Annotated in this window: 11 protein-coding genes and 1 pseudogene; 1 reads left to right on the top strand and 11 read right to left on the bottom strand. The window is 39.9% G+C overall.

What is annotated here, in order from left to right:
* The first annotated feature begins 8 nt into the window (after nucleotides 1–8).
* Nucleotides 9–3,771 (top strand): annotated as a pseudogene (locus IPJ86_12645) (class I SAM-dependent DNA methyltransferase).
* Between the two features lie 17 nt (nucleotides 3,772–3,788).
* On the opposite strand, the gene IPJ86_12640 reads toward IPJ86_12645, so the two are convergent.
* The 11 genes from IPJ86_12640 to IPJ86_12590 form a co-directional block, all read right to left on the bottom strand.
* Entirely contained in the window at nucleotides 3,789–4,538 is a 750-nt protein-coding gene (locus IPJ86_12640; protein MBK7888096.1) for a hypothetical protein, read from the bottom strand.
* 4 nt (nucleotides 4,539–4,542) lie between these two features.
* Nucleotides 4,543–5,265: a DUF4145 domain-containing protein gene (locus IPJ86_12635; protein ID MBK7888095.1), complete on the bottom strand. Its 723-nt coding sequence runs from the start codon at nucleotides 5,263–5,265 to the stop codon at nucleotides 4,543–4,545.
* A 121-nt stretch (nucleotides 5,266–5,386) separates the two neighbouring features.
* Nucleotides 5,387–11,518, bottom strand: a complete 6,132-nt coding sequence (locus IPJ86_12630; protein MBK7888094.1) for a SprB repeat-containing protein — start codon at nucleotides 11,516–11,518, stop codon at nucleotides 5,387–5,389.
* A 28-nt stretch (nucleotides 11,519–11,546) separates the two neighbouring features.
* Nucleotides 11,547–12,101 (bottom strand): hypothetical protein, encoded by a 555-nt coding sequence (locus IPJ86_12625; protein MBK7888093.1) that lies wholly within the window; start codon nucleotides 12,099–12,101, stop codon nucleotides 11,547–11,549.
* Nucleotides 12,098–12,784, bottom strand: coding sequence for a hypothetical protein (locus tag IPJ86_12620; protein MBK7888092.1), 687 nt, complete (start codon nucleotides 12,782–12,784; stop codon nucleotides 12,098–12,100). The genes IPJ86_12625 and IPJ86_12620 overlap by 4 nt, the downstream gene beginning before the upstream one ends.
* A gap of 288 nt (nucleotides 12,785–13,072) precedes the next feature.
* On the bottom strand, nucleotides 13,073–14,374 hold the full coding sequence (locus tag IPJ86_12615; protein MBK7888091.1) for a type II toxin-antitoxin system HipA family toxin: 1,302 nt from the start codon (nucleotides 14,372–14,374) through the stop codon (nucleotides 13,073–13,075).
* Nucleotides 14,375–14,377: 3 nt separating this feature from the next.
* Nucleotides 14,378–14,725, bottom strand: a complete 348-nt coding sequence (locus IPJ86_12610) for a helix-turn-helix transcriptional regulator (protein ID MBK7888090.1) — start codon at nucleotides 14,723–14,725, stop codon at nucleotides 14,378–14,380.
* Between the two features lie 753 nt (nucleotides 14,726–15,478).
* The gene (locus tag IPJ86_12605; protein MBK7888089.1) at nucleotides 15,479–16,411 is read right to left on the bottom strand and encodes a glycosyltransferase family 2 protein; all 933 of its coding nucleotides are present in this window, start codon (nucleotides 16,409–16,411) and stop codon (nucleotides 15,479–15,481) included.
* Between the two features lie 35 nt (nucleotides 16,412–16,446).
* The gene (locus IPJ86_12600) at nucleotides 16,447–18,003 is read right to left on the bottom strand and encodes a hypothetical protein (protein ID MBK7888088.1); all 1,557 of its coding nucleotides are present in this window, start codon (nucleotides 18,001–18,003) and stop codon (nucleotides 16,447–16,449) included.
* Between the two features lie 422 nt (nucleotides 18,004–18,425).
* Nucleotides 18,426–18,758 carry a hypothetical protein gene (locus IPJ86_12595; GenBank protein ID MBK7888087.1) on the bottom strand — a complete coding sequence of 111 codons (333 nt, stop codon included), beginning with the start codon at nucleotides 18,756–18,758 and terminating at the stop codon, nucleotides 18,426–18,428.
* Between the two features lie 94 nt (nucleotides 18,759–18,852).
* Nucleotides 18,853–20,442, bottom strand: a complete 1,590-nt coding sequence (locus IPJ86_12590) for a T9SS type A sorting domain-containing protein (protein ID MBK7888086.1) — start codon at nucleotides 20,440–20,442, stop codon at nucleotides 18,853–18,855.
* Nucleotides 20,443–20,627: the final 185 nt, after the last annotated feature.

Raw genomic sequence — 20,627 nt, 5'->3', positions numbered from 1 at the left:
AAAATATAATTTTAAATGATTTTAAAGGAATTGAAACCAAAAAGGCATTGAATAAAGCCTTTTAAAAGTAAAACCCAACAGAACTGAAATTGAGGGTTTCAAGACGAATCTCATTGCTTTACTCGACAGGACCAATGACACCGAAAGCGAGGAGTTTCATAAAAACCTGGTTTCCGACTTTCTCAAGGATACTTACTATAAACAAAATCATTTTATCAATACGAAGGGGCGGAACGACCTTGTCATTCATAACGGACATATTGCCGGCAGCACCGTGGGTGTAATTCTCGAAGCCAAAAAGCCGACCAACAGGGCCGAAATGATTACTACCCGGAAACTGAACGTTAAGGCGTTTCAGGAACTGGTGCTTTACTATTTGCGGGAGCGGATTACGCATAAAAATCTTGAAGTAAAACATTTGGTGGCGACCAATATCAACGAATGGTTCATTTTTGACGCTACCCTATTCGACCGGCTTTTTGCCCAGAACAAGAACCTTGTAAAGCAATTCACTGACTTTGAAGGCGGGCGTTTGGCGGATACGAAAACTGATTTTTTCTACAAGCAAATTGCCGAGCCCTTTATTGATAGTATTACCGCGGAAATTGAATTTACTTATTTCAATATTCAGGATTATCAAAAGCCACTGCGCAATTCAGACAAAGCAGACGATAATACGTTGATTGCTTTATTCAAATTGTTGTCGCCTGAGCATCTTTTAAAACTTCCATTCACCAACGACAGCAATAGCCTAGACAAACGCTTTTACAGCGAGCTGTTACACATTATTGGGCTGACTGGAAACCAAGGAAGGAAGCAAGAAACTGATTGAACGGAATAAACCGGAAGAAAGAAACTCCGGATCAATCCTGGAGGATACCATTATTCAGTTGGATAGCCTGGATAAATTGAGTCGATTGGAACGCCCCAGCCAATTTGGAAGCACTCAACAGGAGAAACTCTTCAATGTTGCCCTTGAGCTTACCATCACCTGGATCAACCGTATTTTGTTTTTGAAGTTGTTGGAAGCACAGCTCATCACCTATCATAATTCGTCACGCAATAATGGTAAAGACGGTAAATCGTATTCTTTTCTCAATATTGATAAAATTAAGAGCTATGACGACCTGAACAGCTTGTTTTTTCAGGTCTTGGCTCGTAAGCACGATGAGCGGAACGAAGAAGTAAAAAAGATGTTTGAGAAAGTTCCATATCTCAATTCTTCACTTTTTGAGCCGACAGATATTGAGCAGGTTACTTTATTTATTAGCAACCTGAAAGACGATAAAACTATTCCGGTAATTTCTTCCACTGTTCTTAAAGACCAGCAAGGAAAAAAGAGAACCGGGAATTTAGGTACATTAGAATACTTGTTTGAGTTTTTGAACGCTTATGATTTCAGCAGCGAAGGTTCGGAAGAAATTCAGGAAGACAACAAGACCCTTATCAATGCCTCGGTATTGGGTTTGATTTTCGAGAAAATAAACGGCTATAAAGACGGTTCATTTTTCACTCCGGGTTTCATCACTATGTATATGTGCCGTGAAACCATTCGCAAAGCCGTGGTGCAGAAATTCAATGAAACCAATAAATGGAACTGTACCGGCATTGAAGAACTTTATGATAAAATTGACGACCGTAAGGAAGCCAATGCGATTGTAAATAGCATTAAAATTTGCGATCCGGCGGTTGGTTCAGGACACTTTTTGGTTTCGGCTCTCAATGAAATGATTGCAGTTAAAAATGACTTAAAAATCCTCCAGGACAGGGACGGAAAGCGTCTTAAGGAATACCAGGTGGAAGTGGTAAATGATGAATTGATTGTTACAGATGAAGAAGGAGAACTCTTTGAATACAACCCTACCATAAGTTCGACAGGCTCACTATTTAACTCCGAAAGCCAGCGCATTCAGGAAACGCTCTTCCACGAAAAGCAAACCCTGATTGAAAACTGCCTTTTTGGTGTGGACATAAATTCCAATTCGGTAAAAATTTGCCGGTTGCGTTTATGGATTGAGTTGTTGAAAAACGCGTATTACAAGAACGCCACGGAGCTGGAGACGCTTCCGAACATTGACATCAACATCAAATGCGGGAACTCATTGGTAAGCCGTTTTGCCATTGATGCCGACCTGAAACAAGCCTTGAAAAAAGCAAGTGGACGATGGACAGCTACCGGGTTGCCGTAGCTACTTATCGAAATGCCCAAAACAAAGAGCAGAAACGAGAAATGGAACGCCTGATTGCCGGCATTAAATCGGATTTCAGAAGTGAAATTTCATTGAACGACCCCAAAGTTAAAAAGCACCGCAAACTATCCGGCGACTTGTTTCAAATGACCAACCAGGGGCAACTTTTTGAAATGAGCAATAAGGAAAAAGCGGACTGGAACAAGAAAGTAAAGCAACTTGCTGATGAAACTAAAAAGTTAGAATCTGAGATTGAAGAAATAAAGGCAAACAAGATTTATGAAAACGCTTTTGAATGGCGCTTTGAATTTCCCGAAGTGCTGAATGATGATGGTGATTTTGTGGGGTTTGATGTGGTGATTGGGAATCCGCCGTATATAAGACAAGAAGAAGTAAAAGATTTAAGTAGTTACTTTCAAACTAAATTTAGGAGTTTTTCAGGTAAATCAGACATTTATGTTTTCTTCTATGAAAATAGCATAAATTTATTAAAACTAAATGGTGCCCTTAACTTCATTACATCAGGTAAATTCTTTGACGCAAGCTATGGCAAACCACTTATTAAATTTCTTCTTAACAGCACAGAAATAATCGAAATAATAAATTTCAACGACTTACCAGTTTTTGAAGGTGCAACTGCATATCCATTAATTTATTTTGCAATAAAGAAAAGTAAAGATGACTACCAATTCAATTATTACAGTCTTAATGAATTACCAACTATATCTCTAAAAGAAAAACTGAGTAATGTAGTTTTGTTAAGCACATCAAAGTCTATTTTTACGCAAAATGATTTCAAATTCGTTGATAATAGAATTTCCAAAATTATTGAAAAAGTAAAAATTAGTACAGTTCCATTCAAGGAATTTTGTGGCCTGCCAATTGTCGGTGTTAAGACAGGGTTTAATGAAGGTTTTATTACTGATTTGAAAGATGATAAAATGGTAAAACCTTATGTATTTGGAAGAGACATCAAAAAATATTGCCAGATTAAACCTACTAATAAAATAGTCTTTCCATATAGTGATGACTATTCCATTGCTAACCTAAATGAAAATCCAGAAATATCATCATTTCTTGAAACACATAAAATTAAGTTATCTCAAAGAGCTATTATCAAGGAAGGCTTAGTAAATAAAACAAAATGTTGGTATGAATATCAACAAGTAAACAAAACCGTTGATTACAATTCTGAATATATTGTCTACCCAAACGTTTCTTTGGGCAATAATTTCACTTTAACTAGAGGTTCAGTAATTGATATGACAGGTTTTTTGATTAAATCAAATAGTCGTTACTTATTAGCGATTTTAAACTCAAAACTAATTGCATTTTTGATGAATATTTGGAGCATTAGTCGCAGAGGAGGCTATTTAGAATACAAAGTGCAATACATTGAAAAATTCCAATTAAAAATATCTCAGAAAAGGAGCAAAAACCGTTCATTGAGTTAGTTGAGAAAGTTTTAGAGGGTCGCAGAATCGAGAATGACACAACAGATTTAGAAAACCAAATAGACCAATTGGTTTATCAGCTTTACGAATTGACGGAAGAGGAAATAAAAATTATAGAAAGCAACTAATAATGAGTATTGAATATTTAGCCGGGATTGGCAACGTTAAGCCCGGTTGTTGTTCCGGTTTTCCTTGCTAAAAATATCTTACTATTTGGCAATTCTCCAACATATCCCTTTTGCTGAACATAAACTGTTTCCCAATTTTCTGGAATAAGTTGTAGAAATTCTTCATCAGTAAAATCCAAAAAGTAATCACCATTCTTACAAATTTTCACTTTCTGTTTACTTTCTGGATGAACAACTTTAACAAATAATAATCCGCCAAACTTCACTCTACTTGAAGCATTTTTCAATAACTCTTGACGCACCGAAGGGCTCTTAATTAAGTGAAGAATATTTCCAATATTCACCAAATCAAATTTCTCAAAACAATTGAAAAAATAATGATCGAAAGAAGTACCATATTTCAATTCTATAAATTTACCACTATCAAACTCTTCTTTTGACAATCTAGGTTTAGTTCCTGCACTGATATTCTCATCTTTGATAATATCGAGATACAACTCATACTTGCAATTTACATTAATCTTCTGCTTAATTTCATATAGTCTCATTAACCTATATTTTTCCATCACAATACTTTCTAATTCAATTTCCACACCAACCACTCTACTAAATGGATAATAGTGATAGAGAAAAAATACTGCTGCATCATACCTGCAACCTAAATCCAAAGCCGACAAAGGGATTCCCTTATAAAAGCTCACAAGTCTATTATTGTCTATTAAATTATGAATAATTTCATGAACAGGTCTAACTATTTGTTTCTCCACGACATTATGAATTTTGAATATTGTCCTTAATTTCCTTCAATCTATCTTCTGCAATTTTTGCAAGATGAGGAGCTGTGTAGAGATATTCTAATATCGCTCTAACCAGAGCGTTTAATAAAGGAATTTCATTATTTGTTATCAAATCATCATGCGCTCCAATGTTCCCAAAAGTTCTAATTCCAGATGCTATATCATATAGTTTAGTTGGCAAAACATTCTTTTTAACAAGGTCATTTAACATCTCTACTAACTTTCCATTTTCTGCACCATGCTCTTTGCAAACCATCTCCAATAATTTCCTTATTGTAATAGCATAAATCCCAGAATCAATTTTCTTTACATTTTCTGCTACTACATACAGTTGTAAAATACTGTCACTTAGTCCAAGTGGTATATTATTTAAAGGAAGTGGGAAAATCACTTTTAAGTAAGATTCAGTCAAAGAATCAAGTATTTCTTCATCAATTCCATCATCTTCATAGCCTGACCAATAATGACTTCTGATATTGATTAATTTACATTTTGGACATTTATATATTTCAAATTTTTCACCTTCCTCATAACCTGGACCATAGTACTCATCTAGGATTTCAGTCTTAGGATTTTTATAGTCAATAACTACTCCTACAATCCTCATATGGGCAAGATTGCTGCAATGACCACAAGTTATAGGTACCAAAGATAAACCACCGTCTTTACTCATAATTCCAAATAATTTAGTTCCCACAAAGATATTGATGATTTAAATAAACTTTATATTGCCAATTAGGAATTATTCAGAAAATGTAAGTACCCCCCTATTCAAACAGTTTTGAAAAAGAGTCTTTCATAATTTTGCGGGCATCTCCTCAAGGCGCAGTAAAATCAAAATTCATCCCCGGCGTCAAAAACAAGAATGGAGTTTTGCTCCATGTTTCAATGGAGTTGCGGTGTTTTACTACAATGTAATAATACTTGCCCGGTAATAGTGAACCAAAATAGAAGGAACCGTTGCCCGTGGTGCTGATGATATCATTTACTACACCATGTGTTTGTAGGGATGCAGAATCCACCAATGAAACCGAAATGGAATCACAAACGAGGGGCAGGTTTACGGGATCCAGGACGGCGATCATACTATCGGTGGCAGGATTGTAGAAACCTTCAATGTAAACTTTGAGGTTGATGTTCTGCTGGCAATAGGTGACCAGGGTATTGATTGTAGTTCCGGAATTGCAACCATCCACGGCAACGGTGAAACTTCCTGTTGAATGAACGGTGATGGACGCTGTGGTAGCCCCTGTACTCCAGAGATAATTGCTGCCACCCGTTGCTGTGAGTATGACGGAATCTCCCTGACAAAATACAGTAGGTCCGCTCGCTGTTACTACGAAGCCCGTATAGTTCGTCGTGTCAATGCCAATACATCCGTTTGCATCCGTAACGGTTACTGTATACGCTCCATTGGTGACATTAGAGATCATTGGCGTGGTGGCTCCTGTGTTCCAGAGATAAGTATAGGGTGCTAAACCTCCATTGCCGGAAACCGTAATCGTATTGGGTCCGCCCGTGCAGGAAGTGAAGGGTGTGAATGTACTTGTGATTAATGTGAGCGGAATGACGTTCGCCGTTGCAATAGCAGTACATCCGTTGGCATCGGTGACAATTACCGTATATGTTCCTACAGCCAGATTGTTGATGGTCGGTGTTGTGGCCCCTGTATTCCATAAATACATATAGGGAGTCACTCCACCGCTCGGAACAACTGTGAGCGTACCATCATTAGAATTCTCGCATTGTACATTGGAGTTCGGTATCACGGCAAAGAGATCCGGAGGATTGAGAATAATCGCGAAGGCAGTATCTATACAACCCTGCGCATCCGTCACCGTCACGCTGTAATTACCGACCGGTTGATTGGTCTGGAAGGCTGCTGTGGATCCATTACTCCAGAGGAAGGTATAAGGTGAATTTCCCCCGGAAGCGGTGACCGACAATAAGCCTATTTGTGTTCCGCAATCAATATAAGTTCCAAAGGCATAGCCGATGAGTTCCTGAGGTTGCTGGACTTCCGCGGTAGTTACCCTGGTACATCCACGGCTATCCGTTACCGTTACCTGATAGATGCCGGCTTCCAATCCGTTGGCATCTGGATTGGCTGTCCCATCCGACCATAAATAAGTGTAGGGACCATTTCCGCCGCTGGCTTCCGCATGCACCGTGCCATTCGCATCACCATAACAATTGAGCAGACTTCCGGTAGTTAACACTACAATACTATCCGGTTCGTTCAGGGTAAAGGTGGCGGTCAACAAACACATATTGGTATCATAGACCTGCACGGTATAAACACCCGCGGAGAGACCACTTCGATCCTTGGTAGTGACGGAATCATTCCAGACATAATGATATCCTGGTATTCCTCCTGAAATATTAAGATTAATTATTCCGTCGGTGCTTCCATGACAACTCACATTATATCCGTTGTACATTGAAACAGTTGAATTCAACGTGATGGCAGATGGTTCGGTAAGCGTAATAAAATTTGAAGCGGAGCATCCTGTGGAATCGGTAATGGTTACCGTATAGGTTCCTGCAGTGAGATTTGTTGCGGATGAAGTCGTAGCACCCGTTGACCAAAGCCAGGACATCGCGCCTGTACCTCCTGAGAGCGACGAGGAAACACTTCCGGTACTATCATTCGCACAACTGATATTAAATCCTCCGGTATACAGAGAAGGTGTTAATTGAATAGTTAAAGGTTGTGGTCCAATTAAAATAATATCATCCATACCGGTACATCCGTTAACATCCTCCACTATGACCGAATAAGTTCCGGAGATTAATGAAGAAAGTGTTGAAGTGGTGCTTCCTGTACTCCATGAATAGGTATAGGGCGGGGTCCCGCCGGCAGACAGAGATAAGCTGCCATCATTACCTAAGAAACATGAAATGTTATACCCTCCGGTATATACCTGCGGGATTAATACAGGAGCAACGGGTGTTGGTTGGCCAATCGCAAATGTATCGGCATCTGTACATCCGTTGATATCTGCAACTGTAACAATATAGGAACCTGCAGCCAACGAAGAGATGATCGCATTCGCAGAGCCGGTGTTCCAGTTAAAACTATAAGGCTCGGTAGTTCCTGATCCGGAAGCCTGTAAGGAAGCATCATTTCCACCAAAGCATAATACAGGTGTCAACTGAGCGATATGCGCCTGCGGAAGCGGATTAACCTGTACAGCGATGACATTTGTAAAAACAGAACAACCGGTTAACGTATCATAAACGAGTGCAGAATAGTTTCCGGAAGAAGAAGCATTAAAACTATACCCTGTCACCTGAATAGTGGTGAGGTAATAATAAACAGGACTTCCGTTAAAATACCATTTAAATATAGTATGCGGTGAGCCGGTAGCGTTAATCCCTACATTATTGCCGAGGCAAACTGTGGTTGATCCGGATGCTGAAATGGAACCGGAAGGAAGAGCGTTGACGATGACATTCACAGGAGGAGAAACTGAAGAACATCCATTGACATCAGTTACAGTAACGGTAAAAGTGCCACTTGTATCAATACCGGTAAGACTTGCAGTGGTCGCACCATTGGACCATAAATAGGTGCCGGTAGGATGCGCGGTAAGATTCACCGATTCACCTGTACAAAGTGTTGTTGATCCCGAGGCTGTAATGCTTGCGGTGGGGTAAAAAGTCACCGGCGTTGGAACGGAAGTAGCAGTACATCCGAGATTATCGGTCGTGGTAACGGTATATAATCCGGCAGCAGATGCAATTACGGATTGCGTTGTCGCTCCTGTACTCCAAAGGTAGGATACCGCAGGACTTGATGATAAGAGCGTATTGGCATTGATGCATAAAGTAGTTCCACCATTCGCGGAAATAACAGGTACAGCAGGCACCTGGACAGCATAGGTGATACTATTTGTAAACTGTGTGCATCCTGTCAATGTGTCGATCGCAAGAGCTGAATACACTCCCGGTATTGTTGATGAGTAAGTATAGCCGTAAACGTTATAACTGAGATAGCAACTGCAGCTACCACTGTACACTGCATAGGTGATCGGTTGTCCGTTATAGAACCATTGGAATTTACTATGCGGTGAACCACTGGCATTGATAGTAAAGGCGCTTCCTGAACAAACCAGTGTCGGACCTGCAGCAGTGATCGTTCCTAACGGCAAATTATTAACGACGACATTCACATAAGCGGTGTCGCTGCATCCGGTTAATGTTTCGGTAACGATGACGTTTGCGGATGTAGTTGAAGTGATCAATACTTGTTGCGTTGTCGCTCCGTTCTGCCAATCGTACCTCACACCGGTGTCCGGATGAGCAGTCAGTGTTAGTGTATCTCCATAACATAAAGTGGTAGGTCCGTTAGCGGAAATACTTGCAGATGGATGAACATCAACTGTAACCGGCAGGGACCATGATTTGCACCCGAATTCATTGATCACCGTATCGACAAGTACTGCGGATTGTGTTACAACTATAGCACTAGTGGTGCTGCCATTACTCCAAAGATGTTGAATTCCGGGTGTGGATTGCAGTGTAACACTTCCGCCATTGCAGAAGGAAAGTGGTCCGTTAGGAGAAATGACAGGTACTGTCGGATTTGGATTTACAGTTAAACTCACCACTGAAGAAGTAGCAAAACATCCGTTAGAATCCTGGATGGAAACCGTATAATTCCCGCTTATAAGAGGTTGTATCGTCTGCGTTGTCTCTCCGTTAGACCATGAATACTGGCTGGAGCTATTGGCTATAAGTGTAGATGGCTCATCATGGCAATACACCAATGGACCTGCTACCTGTAACGTCGCTTGTGCAGAATCGAAGCGTAAGGTGGATACAGTTGTGGAATTGGTGCAGCCATTGGAACCGGTAACCGTAATGACGTATTGTCCTGTAGTATCAGTTGTGAAAGAAGGAATAGTCAAACCATTGCTCCAGGAAATATTATTAATAATATCAGAAGAGAGCGTCACGTTGCTGCCGGGACAAAATGACAAGGGACCATTTGCTGATATCACCGGAGCAGCCGGAGGGGTTAATGCATTAATGGTGATTGAAGTAGTATCCGTACAGCCGAATGCATCGGTCACGGTAACGGTATATGTTCCACCTGAGGTAATCAGTTGTTTTGCAGTGCTGGAACCGGCAGACCATTGATAGGAATTAAATCCGGAAGAAGCCACGAGGCTATCCACTGTACTCTGGCAATAAGTGCTGCTTGCGGAGATGGTCACTTCCGGATCATGAACAATAACATTAATCGGAAGAGACGCATTCGGACAATTGGTGGTATCCGTCACCACCACAGTATAGGCACCGGAAATTGTGGCAAGGAAGGATGAACTATTGCCCACCACAATATTATCTCTTAACCATGTGTAAGAATTGAAGCCCGAATTTGCTGTGAGCGTAACACTTCCACCCATACAGAATTCCAACGGACCCGATACACTAACGACCGGCATAGGAGTCGATGAGCAGGGAGACATTAGCACCGTAGTGGTGAAATAATTTCCCCAATTATTGTCCATGCCTTTTATTCTGACATTTATCGTATGCAGTCCGGGGCTCAGAGGGCCGCTCAGCAGGAACGATTGCATTTCTTCAAGCGCCTGATTAAAATTTCCATTTAAGCCAATGATGATGGCAGGTGGATTATTGTCGATCCTCACCTCCCCTTCCGTGACTTTGATACTTCTGGAAGAAACCGGTGTTTCAATAACCATTGTGGTTTTAAAATTACGACTCCAGTTCCCTGCAATATCTCTGTAACGGACGTTCAGTGTATGTATGCCGGAAGGTGGAACATTTACTCCACTCGCCAAAGCTTCTTCAATGGCATCGGAGTAATTGCCATCAAAGGCCAATAAATTAACTGCAGAAAGACTATCATTATCCCAAAACAATTGCGCTAATGTAATTTGTATATTTCTGTACGAGAGCGGATTTTCGACACTGATAGCCGTTTTAAAAACCGGTCCCCAGCCATTCGCAGAATCACGAACCTGGACATTGATGATATGCATTCCAAGCGAAGATGCAATAAGGGTTTGCATTGCATTTTCGATGGCATCGTTGAAGTTACCATCGACAGCAATAAAATTTCCAATCGCAGGAGGATTATCATTATCCAGCCACACTCTTCCTTCGGTAATCTTTTGCGAAGCGGTATTCGTCAAAACCTCATCGAACTTCACCACTGTTGAAAATGCAGGACCATAATTACCGTTCCCCGCTGCATCGAGCAATTGCACATTTAATTTATGCAAACCTCCATTCCCAAATGAAGGAATAGCCGTTGAATTGATGAAATCATTAAAGGCATTTCCTGCATTTCCATTGAAGATCACAAGTCCTGAAGAAGCACCGGGATTATTATCCCAGTAAATACGACCGATAGCCGCAGAAATTATTCTTTGATTTATCAGTTCCTGCTCGAAATTTACCATGGTAGAGTAAGAAGCACCATAATTACCATCCACACCCATGACCTGCACACTCAACTTATGCAGACCCGGCGTTGAAAAGGTATAGAGAGAAGAGGAGTTAATAAAAGTATTCAGCGCATTGGAGGCGTTACCATTAAAAATGATGAGCGGTTGTGCAATAGCCGTATTATTATCCCAATAGGCCCGGGCGATGATGCAACCAATATTCCTTGCAGTGAGCGCATTTTCGACAATAAGCGTAGTTTTAAAAACAGGTCCCCAGTTACTCAGTGAGTCCCTTAACCGGACATTTACCGTATGCAGGCCGGGAGATAAAGAAGACGACAAGGAATGCACCGCGGCGCGAAATGAACTGTCTATACCCGGGTTAAAGGTGAGCGCAACGCCATTCCCAAAACCGGGGTCGGTATCGAAAAACAATTCCGCACCCGTCAGCTTCCCACGTCCGCTTTGAGAAAAAGCAGACATGACAACGAACAGCAATAAAGCAATTATGCTTACACTACGTTTCATACCATCTTATCATTTGATGTATGAAAGATCATTTATCGAAACCTATAGCCTTCACATGAATTGTCCCGTTCACCAACACCCTGCGGGGAGCGGTAACCAGAATCACTCTTGCCCAGTCATTCGAAGTTATAGGAAAGAAATTATTCAAAGTAAACGACCCTCCGTAGCAACCTACATCATTCCGGGTAAGGTCAATATCCGCATATGCTGAATCGGTGGTACCACCGTTAATGGTATTGGACAGAGGATTTGTATTAAGCCCTTCAGCATTCAGCGTTACGTTCGTAGCGGTGATATTTGTACCATCATTGGTAAAACCAAGCAATGAAGCACTGGTAAAATAATTGTAATGAACGGACACATTTCCAGTTGTAACATAAACAGCATAGGATGCACTGCTCGCGATGAGATTATTTAATATTTCTGTATAACTGCTTGCAGCTCCGGTAAAATAAATTCCGTAAGATAATGCAGTTGAAGCCTTATAAACGGTATTATTATTTATCATATTTATACCCGCCGTTGAATTCTTTGAAGTAGCAATAAAAATACCGGTTCCATACCCGTTAAGATAATAAGTCAATGAAATGAAATTATTCTGAATAGCGAAAAATGTGAAGTAGAATTCCAGTAAATGCCGCTGTAGTTACTAGCGGTGTAGCCAATCACTTTATTGCCTATTACCAGAACAGTATCTAAAGGGTTATTGACAGAAGCATCACTGTTAATAGTTACGGCTGATCTAATAATATTTCCAATCGCTTTTCCAAATCTGAAAGTCAGTCCGGCCTGGACATGAGAACTCGCTACAGTTAAATCATAATTATCATGATTGATGGAAATTAATCCATCGGAAAGTGAATCATTTAGCAGATTAATCGTACTTCTGGAACCTGTTGGTGATGCTATGGTTGAAAAAATACTCCCTGTAAGAAGTTTCATCCCGATAATGGTAACATTTATACCGGCAGAGGAAGGCGTAATATTGATTACAGGAGCATCCACCGCATAATAAGCACCTTCATTGGCAGATAGAATCTGAATACTCTTTGTTATCCGGATATTGGTATCCGAATAGGCTCCGCCTCCCGCCTGAGGGTAGACGATAATTCTATCATTCGGAGCAGCAGCTGCAAGTGCCGCATTGATGCTGGCGTAGGCTCCACCGGCTCCACCGGCCGCCACAACGAGGTCTGTTGCTTTAATCATACTTGGGAAGGCAAGTGTCAGAATAAAAGCAGACAGGCAATACTTTAATGTTTTCATTTCAGGAGGAGAATTTTTAACAGATTTTCAGAGTTGAGCAAGCTAAAAAATATTATCTTATTTGAAATACATTTATTGGCGAATGTTTAGATTTCTTACGGCAATAGTAGAAATGACATTGCCAAGGCATTAGGGTAAGGGCATACCGTTATAAAGGGAGATAAAATTTTCGAATGTTCAAAAAGGAGGAAAACAATTGTGCAGACAACTATAAAAAGCATAAAACAAAGGAAGTTTTTAATTTTTTTCAGACCTACACCCAACTCGATAACAAAGCTGTTGATCTCCTCAAATTCTTAAATGAGTTCTAAAAATCTCATCGCGAAGTTTGGGTTGAACGTCCACTTCTTTTGCGAATTTTTTCCATTGCATAACGGTTTCGCAAATTTCATCAATGATGGCTGCAGCCTGTTTGCATTTGATGGATGCACCTATCAGGAGTAAATCTTTTCGATTAATATCTTTTCGTTTTCCATTAATGCTCAAAGCTTGTTGACTCACCCAATCACTTCCGGGACGATAGGCGTGACATATATCATACGCGGGTGCAAGGCTCCATTTCCCGGACTTTTTTAAGAGAAAGGAAAAATTCTTGGTATGGTCGTCGCAATTTCGGGCAATGACATTAAATACCATTCTTCTGAACATTTGTTCCGCATCCGGATAGTTTAGTTTCAATTCACGCATAGTTTGAAAAAGTTGCTCATAACTGAAACTGTTGACCAGATTAAAATCAAAATGCTTTAACGCATAAAAGGTTTGCACATGATGTTTGGTATCAGATCCTTCTCTGTCAAATCGCTTGGTGATAAAATGAGCACGACCGTTTTCTTCCAATAGTCGGGATGGCATCATGTTTATTCCACTAGCTATTGCCATATTGTAATACGCCATTTCCACGCGTCCATACCCTTTACTGGCTCCCAGTTGCACATCACTCACTCCATCAAGTTTTATCAGCCAATGTTCGAATCCTTTTGGGGCATTTGTCTGCCCTGATTTTACTTCTCCGGTTTTTTCATTCCAGGCTATAACTGCTTTTGGACGTGCACCCCCGGCAGAGGTACCTATTTTTAAGATGTCAAGTATTGCTTGTTCATCACTTTTATGCCAATTGGTTTTGAATGCTTGACGTTTCCCCAACATTTTTTGAGCAACATCCACCAGATGATCTATCTCTAAGGAAAAGGTCCTCTTGCTTTCATTTAGAATAGTAGGTTCAAATTCCAAAGCACCCATACCCCGCCTACCAATAAAGCAGAGCATTTCCACAGGATTCATACTTTCCGGTAATCGACCATGTTGTGCCAGCCACATATTGATCAGTTGATTTCCATATTTATCGGGCAAGACATCGGCTAACATTCCCGGGAGTCCTCTGAAGGAATTATTAGCAGCGTTTTTGTCTGCCCTGAGTTCAGGAAAAGCAAATTGATTTGTGGAAAATCCAATAGGCATTTTCATTGGTGCCAAATCCCAGCCAAATTGTTTGAACGAAGGATGATATTCAAATGTGGCATAGCCTTTCGCCTCATTCCAGGCTACAGCACCCACTTCTTTATCCCATATTTTAACTGATGCTACATTCATGGTTTACCATTCTGATTCGTTCTCATTTTCTTCCTTCCTGCCACTGGCCCGTTTGCGTTTTTCTTTTTCCAATTTTGCCAAAGCAAGTGGGCTTATATTTTCCTCTACAAGAAACGCATTCATGAATTGCAGTTGATCCAATACCCTTAACACCTGTATTAATGTAGCAAGGGTAACCGTCTCCCCTCTTTCCAACAAACTTAGCGTTGAACGACTGATACCGGCGGCTGCAGCCAGATGATCTTGCGTTTTATTCTGCTCCAGACGATGATACTTTACAAAAACGCCAATTCGTTCCGCTAAAGCTTTATCGCTCATTGCAACCCAATTACTGAGTGATTTATCAGTCATAAAGTACTTATTATGCCGTTAGTGAATGATATATCATGCAAATATAGGGTAAATAATCCTGAAGAAGCAAGATTTTCTCCTGAATTGTACCTGCATTTACGGGTGAAATTATATGTTAACTGAATTCATTCGGTTAAGTTAATGGTTTTCTAATTTAACCGTACTAAGAACAGGCATAAAGGAAATTAGAGTGATTGAAACACCTACCAGAGCAGTAACGATTCCAAACTTAAACCTACCTATGCTGAAGCTTCGGCAGGCAGGCGCTGCGTTCGCGGCGGGTTCGCGGCGTTCGCTGCGTTTAAAGAGAAGATTTAATTATCAGAATATCCTTTTATTCAAAACTAAGATTATTAATGGTTGAAAAATAAAGTCGAATTTCCGGGAAAAAGCGATTTTATTCATCTTCAAAAGCTGCTTAATGTTCTCTGCCGAACCTTCTGTGCAGCCTTCGTTTTCGTGCATGCCGACCGAAGCTCTAACTTAGTTGGAGTTAAAAGCCGTAAACATTATGTCCCTATCAATCTAAATCCATTAGAAATTTGAAAACACCGCACTAAAACGTACAAGTCAGGAATGATATCGCATGCAATTATTAAGTAAAAATATAGGGAAATGAAGATTTTCTTTACAATAACTATAAGTACATCAAATTAAACTAAGAATGATAGCACACCTTCTACCACATCCTCCTCAATAGCATTGAATTCTTGTAATTCACCTTCAGCATCAGTGAAACACTTTGTGTTAATTTCACCCCTCAATATTCGTATCACTCTTAATATACAGCGGTCGGTTTCTCACGTTCGCGCTCAAACGACTGATGTATTCGCCGATGATACCGATGGTGATCAGTTGCACGCCACCGATGAACAGTACGGCGAGAATCAATGAGGTCCAACCCGGAACGTAATCCTTGGCAATGAAGCGGGCGTAGAGGGCGTAAAGAATGACAAGGAAGGTGATTCCGGAAACGACAAAGCCGGCGATGGTAGCGAACTTGAGTGGAAGATTTGAAAAAGAGGTAATGCCATCGAGGGCGAAGCGAATCATTTTTTTATACGTGTATCCTGTCTCACCTGCATGGCGTTCATCTCTGTCGTATTCCACATAGGTCTGTTTGAATCCAATCCAGGAAATTTGTCCGCGAAGGAATTTCTGTTGCTCGGGCATCTCGCGCAAGACATCTACAATCACTTTATCCATGATGCGGAAGTCGCCGGTGTCTACAGGAATATCGATAGAGGTAATGCCGGCCAATATCCGGTAAAACATCTTTGCCGTAAACTTCTTTAAAAGGCTCTCTCCCGCTCTTCTTCTCCTGCGGGCATAAACGACCTGGAAACCATCTTTCATCTTCGCATACATCTCCGGAATCAATTCAGGAGGATCCTGCAAATCGGCATCGATGATGACTACAGCATTTCCTTTAACGTGGTCTATACCGGCAGTCACCGCGATCTGGTGTCCGAAGTTCCGGCTGAAATTGATGTATTTTACGCTCTTGTCTTTCGCTGCAAGTTCCTTGATTAAGGAAAGTGAATTGTCCCTGCTCCCGTCGTTAATAAAAACAAATTCATGAGAGACTTTCATCCCTTCTGCCACAGCTTTTAATCGCAGATAGAGCTTATTGATATTCTCCTGTTCGTTATAAATTGGAACTATGATGGAAAGATCTGTTGTCATTTTATTTATTTTATCCTCGTTCGTGCAGGACTATTTTATTCAACCGTACCGGGTGCATTGAGATGAACATCCACAGCTTGCTCTTTTCGAATTTCAGTCAATATATAATCGCCCTCCCTATGAATTTCCCTTCCCAATTGATTTGTAAAAGTACATTCCTTCCTATTATCGAGGCGATAATCTAGTTTTTCCCCTTTTACGGGAAAATAGGGCCTACGGTTATAGCCCATTTTACCGGCTTCCAGCGGACTCATATTAACAAGGGTATCGTATTTAAATTCGAAGATGCGTTGGAAATTATTTGCCCAGGGAATGAGGAAATAGGGTTCATGTATTACGGATTTATGTGCAATCAGCAATGACCGTTTGGCATCACAGAGAAAAGAAAGATTACCCGGACTCACAAGAAAAACAGCATCCACGGGTGTGTTGAGGGCGATCCATTCGTGCATCTTCTGGATATCACTCTTTTGGTAGTTTCCGATCCGGTATTTGCTTTTAAAGAAGGGATGCGGAATAAGCGCAGATTGAAAGATAATAAAAGTAACTATCACTACTAATGGAATGGCGGACAGGCAAGCGACTCTCAATAACCTTTTCTCGTCCAGCACAAGACAAATCACTTTTTTCACAGCTATTGAAATCTGAATGGAATAACATAATGTCAGCCAAATGGTCGCTTTAAACCATTGCGTCTTCCCTACTCCCATGTACCCTGCTTTTTCCAGCAAAAGGTAGTAGGCAATCATCCCTGCCACAACAATGGCCGTCAATTTCAAAACGAATTTACCATTCTTCACTTTAAAGAGATACATCGAAAGAAATGAAGCGGCGGCAAGAAGTGTAAATTTCAGATATTCCATCTTTGGAAAATAAGATGGGAGATAATGATTCGGATTTCTGATTTTATACAGAGCGATGTAATAGGCCGACTTATCAAATTGCTGATCCATGATAAACTGTCGGTAAAGAATGGGGCCGAGCATTGGGAGAGAAACTAAAATGAAAACAGAGAAATAACCCGCTACGGTTGGAATGGATTTGCGGTTATGAAAAACCAGCATAGAACAAAGTAATATCGCCACAATCAATGCGGCTAAAATCTGAAACAATCCGCCGAGCCCGATACATACGGCCATCCATAAATACTTTTCTTTAAAGTAATAGACAAAAGCCAGCGCACAAAACATCACCGCAAGAGTAGAGCCTATCAGTTCATTGTCCTGAAAGCTATTATCTCCAATACACATCGTATTAAAAAACAAAAGCAATAGTACCGGGGCGATAAATGCTGTGAGCTTACTGTTATCAAAGTACATTGAAATTTTGCTCACCGACCAGGCGGAAACGATTAGGGCAGTCATCGTTAGCAGGAAACAAGCCGTTTCCACACCAGTGAGCAAGGACACACCATACACCAGCCATTTATAATAAAAGCGAACACTAAATGTCAATTCATTGGGAACCATGAAATAATCATTCGGATAGAGTGAAGGATTAAAAAGGTTATACACCTGCGGTAAATGTTCCTCCTGATCACCATAGTTAAAGGAATAGCCATTCATGCCAATGAACAGTACGGAGGCTACCAATGCAAAAACCAATGGATTTTATCATTATCCATCCACGTTGATCCCTTTAAATTATTCATATATATTTTCCGGGAACGATTTAAAAGTGTAGGAAGAAATACAGGTGAATCAAACCGCTCTTATCCCATAAATTATTAGAAAGTTGTCCGGCAGGATTTCCCATTCGCGGATTTAAAGACATACTTCTATAGGAGAAATTATTCATTGCTATTGTAGCTGGCAAAATTATATTTTTTCACCAATTAAAGGCAAGTTAAGCAATTATAAACTATCACAGAATAAACAGATCAATTTATTGAAATACAAATAGTTCTGTGATACATGGCGAAGGTAGTGTAGAGGTGCACGAAAATGATCATTGAACGAATTAAAAGTGTAATTCCTTTTACAATGCCCTAACATTTACAAGCTATTCTTTCTACTCATTGCAATACTTCATATGCACCATAACCCAATATTAAGGTGCCGATGATGGTAAAGCCATACATAAAGATATCAAAATTATGGTCCGCATGAAAGAGGAAAACAGTCATTATAAAGCCTGTCAGCAAAATTATACCACCCGCTATCATGAGGGTCACTCCCCTGCCCTTTCGTTTTTTGTAGATAACTAATTTTAATTTGCAGAGAGCTTCCGTTAGAAATGTATCCTGCAGACCTTCTTTTCTAAGTATTGTTTGTATCTTATCCGATGAATATCCTTCTTTGTGAAGTTGAAATACTCTATTATAAATTTCTTTTGATTCTTCTAGCATAATTTTCTATGAATATTTGGATCACATAAAAAATGACAAATATTACCTGGCAAGTATTAATTGATTCTTTATGTGATCCATAATTTATTTACATCTAATTTTTTATCACCTTCTCCTTATAAATTCGGTCGCCACAATTAAATGTGACGAAGTACACTCCGGAACTCCAATCACCGGAAATGACCTCAAAGGGCATTACTACATTACTCCTTTGATAAACAATCTTACCGGACAAATCAGTTATTACAAGTTGCCCTTCCCTTTCTTCATCCAGTCTTAAATAGAAGAATTGATCCGCAGGATTAGGATAAATATTTAACTCTCCTTTCTTACTATAATTGGTACTTGCTTGCAAAGATCTATTTGAATAAGTTTCATCAACGACCGGCAATGCAGTAGAATACTTCGTAGTAGTCCAAATTATTGAAGGAGAAGCATATCGAGTTCCTGATACATACAAGGATTGGCTACCTGCATGATAAGTTGCGTGTTCGGCTGTCCAACCTGCATGAATAGGAAATCCCGCATGTAATTTACTAGACCAAATTAAGTTACCGGAAGAATTATATTTCAAAACCAGATGAAAAACATTCGATCCATTGAAATAACCATCATCAGTACTACCCATTAGAAATATTTCTTCGGAGGGACTAACTAACATTGAAGACAATCTATCATTATCTTCAATTCCAGTTGCAATACCATCAAATGTTCTATTCCAAAGTACATTTCCGTTGGATGGATCAAGTTTTCTGACTTGTAAGTCAACATTATTAGAGGCAATACTTCCAATAGCTCCACAAATGTATAGTGCACCTAAATTATAATATTCCAAACCACGTGGATAAAAACTTTTATTCGAAGCAGTCATACGTTTTATCCATTTCCTTGATCCATCAATTGCATCATAGCGTAATACTATCCATTCGTTGTATCCTCCCAAAGATGTTTGACCTACCCCGGCTACGAATACATCGCCATTACTAGGATCAAAAGTTACATAATGTCCCAAATCATCTAATGCTTGATTTGTTTTAATATCATAAGTTTTTTGCCATAGAAGGACACCATTCCCCCAGTATTTTAAAACGGATATTTGTGAACCTTTTGCCAAACTATTCTTTGTACCAACTATGTTACATACTCCATTTGCTTCAACGGCTATTTCGGAAGGTTCGTCAGAGTAATTTCCGGGCGAAGAATTGTATTTGGAAAAAATAAAATTCAGATTTTGGTCCAGCTTGATAAAAACGAAATCTCTACCGGTTGCCGGTCTTTCAGCCCATCCAATAACATATACATTACCCGATTGATCCAATCCCATATCAATCGGCATCTCTTCGATACCGGGATCAGAATTAAATGAAAATTGATTTACCAAATTGAGATTAGAGTCTAATTTAATAACGCCAATATTACCTTCAGTAACTCCAGGTGTAGTATAGTATTGAGCAGCAACTAATACATAAATAAAATCATTCAATACTTTTATTTTAACGCCTTCATCACGTAATGAATCGTTGTAGAAATCGAGATAGTATTCATTTAATAATGAACCATCCGTAGAATACTTAATAATCGTTACGTCGTGATTCCAAATGCCATTTCTATAAAATTTCCCCACAGATACAACTGAACCACTTGAAAGGTTACCGATATCATTTCCTTGATTTGGGCCATTCAATACACTCGGATTTTTTGAAGCTCCCCATTTATAATCAGGACCCTGACTCTTTGACTAAAAGAATTGACAATACAACCAAATACCAATAGAATGGAAAGAATAATTTTCAAATAATTACTACAAATGTTTTTCATAAGGTTTAGTTTTAAATTAGGTTAGAAAGCTACTTATTTGCAAAAAAGCAA

The sequence above is a fragment of the Bacteroidota bacterium genome (assembly GCA_016713925.1).
Lineage (GTDB): Bacteria > Bacteroidota > Bacteroidia > AKYH767-A > OLB10 > JAJTFW01.
Note: the sequence above shows the minus strand (reverse complement) of the source record. Positions and strands in the feature narration are given on the sequence as shown.

Excerpts from the sequence above, each read along its gene's own strand:
- IPJ86_12610 (MBK7888090.1), bottom strand. The coding sequence starts at position 14,725 with ATGACTGATAAATCACTCAGTAATTGGGTTGCAATGAGCGATAAAGCT.
- IPJ86_12605 (MBK7888089.1), bottom strand. The coding sequence starts at position 16,411 with ATGACAACAGATCTTTCCATCATAGTTCCAATTTATAACGAACAGGAG.
- IPJ86_12595 (MBK7888087.1), bottom strand. The coding sequence starts at position 18,758 with ATGCTAGAAGAATCAAAAGAAATTTATAATAGAGTATTTCAACTTCAC.
- IPJ86_12620 (MBK7888092.1), bottom strand. The coding sequence starts at position 12,784 with ATGAAAACATTAAAGTATTGCCTGTCTGCTTTTATTCTGACACTTGCC.
- IPJ86_12630 (MBK7888094.1), bottom strand. The coding sequence starts at position 11,518 with ATGAAACGTAGTGTAAGCATAATTGCTTTATTGCTGTTCGTTGTCATG.
- IPJ86_12615 (MBK7888091.1), bottom strand. The coding sequence starts at position 14,374 with ATGAATGTAGCATCAGTTAAAATATGGGATAAAGAAGTGGGTGCTGTA.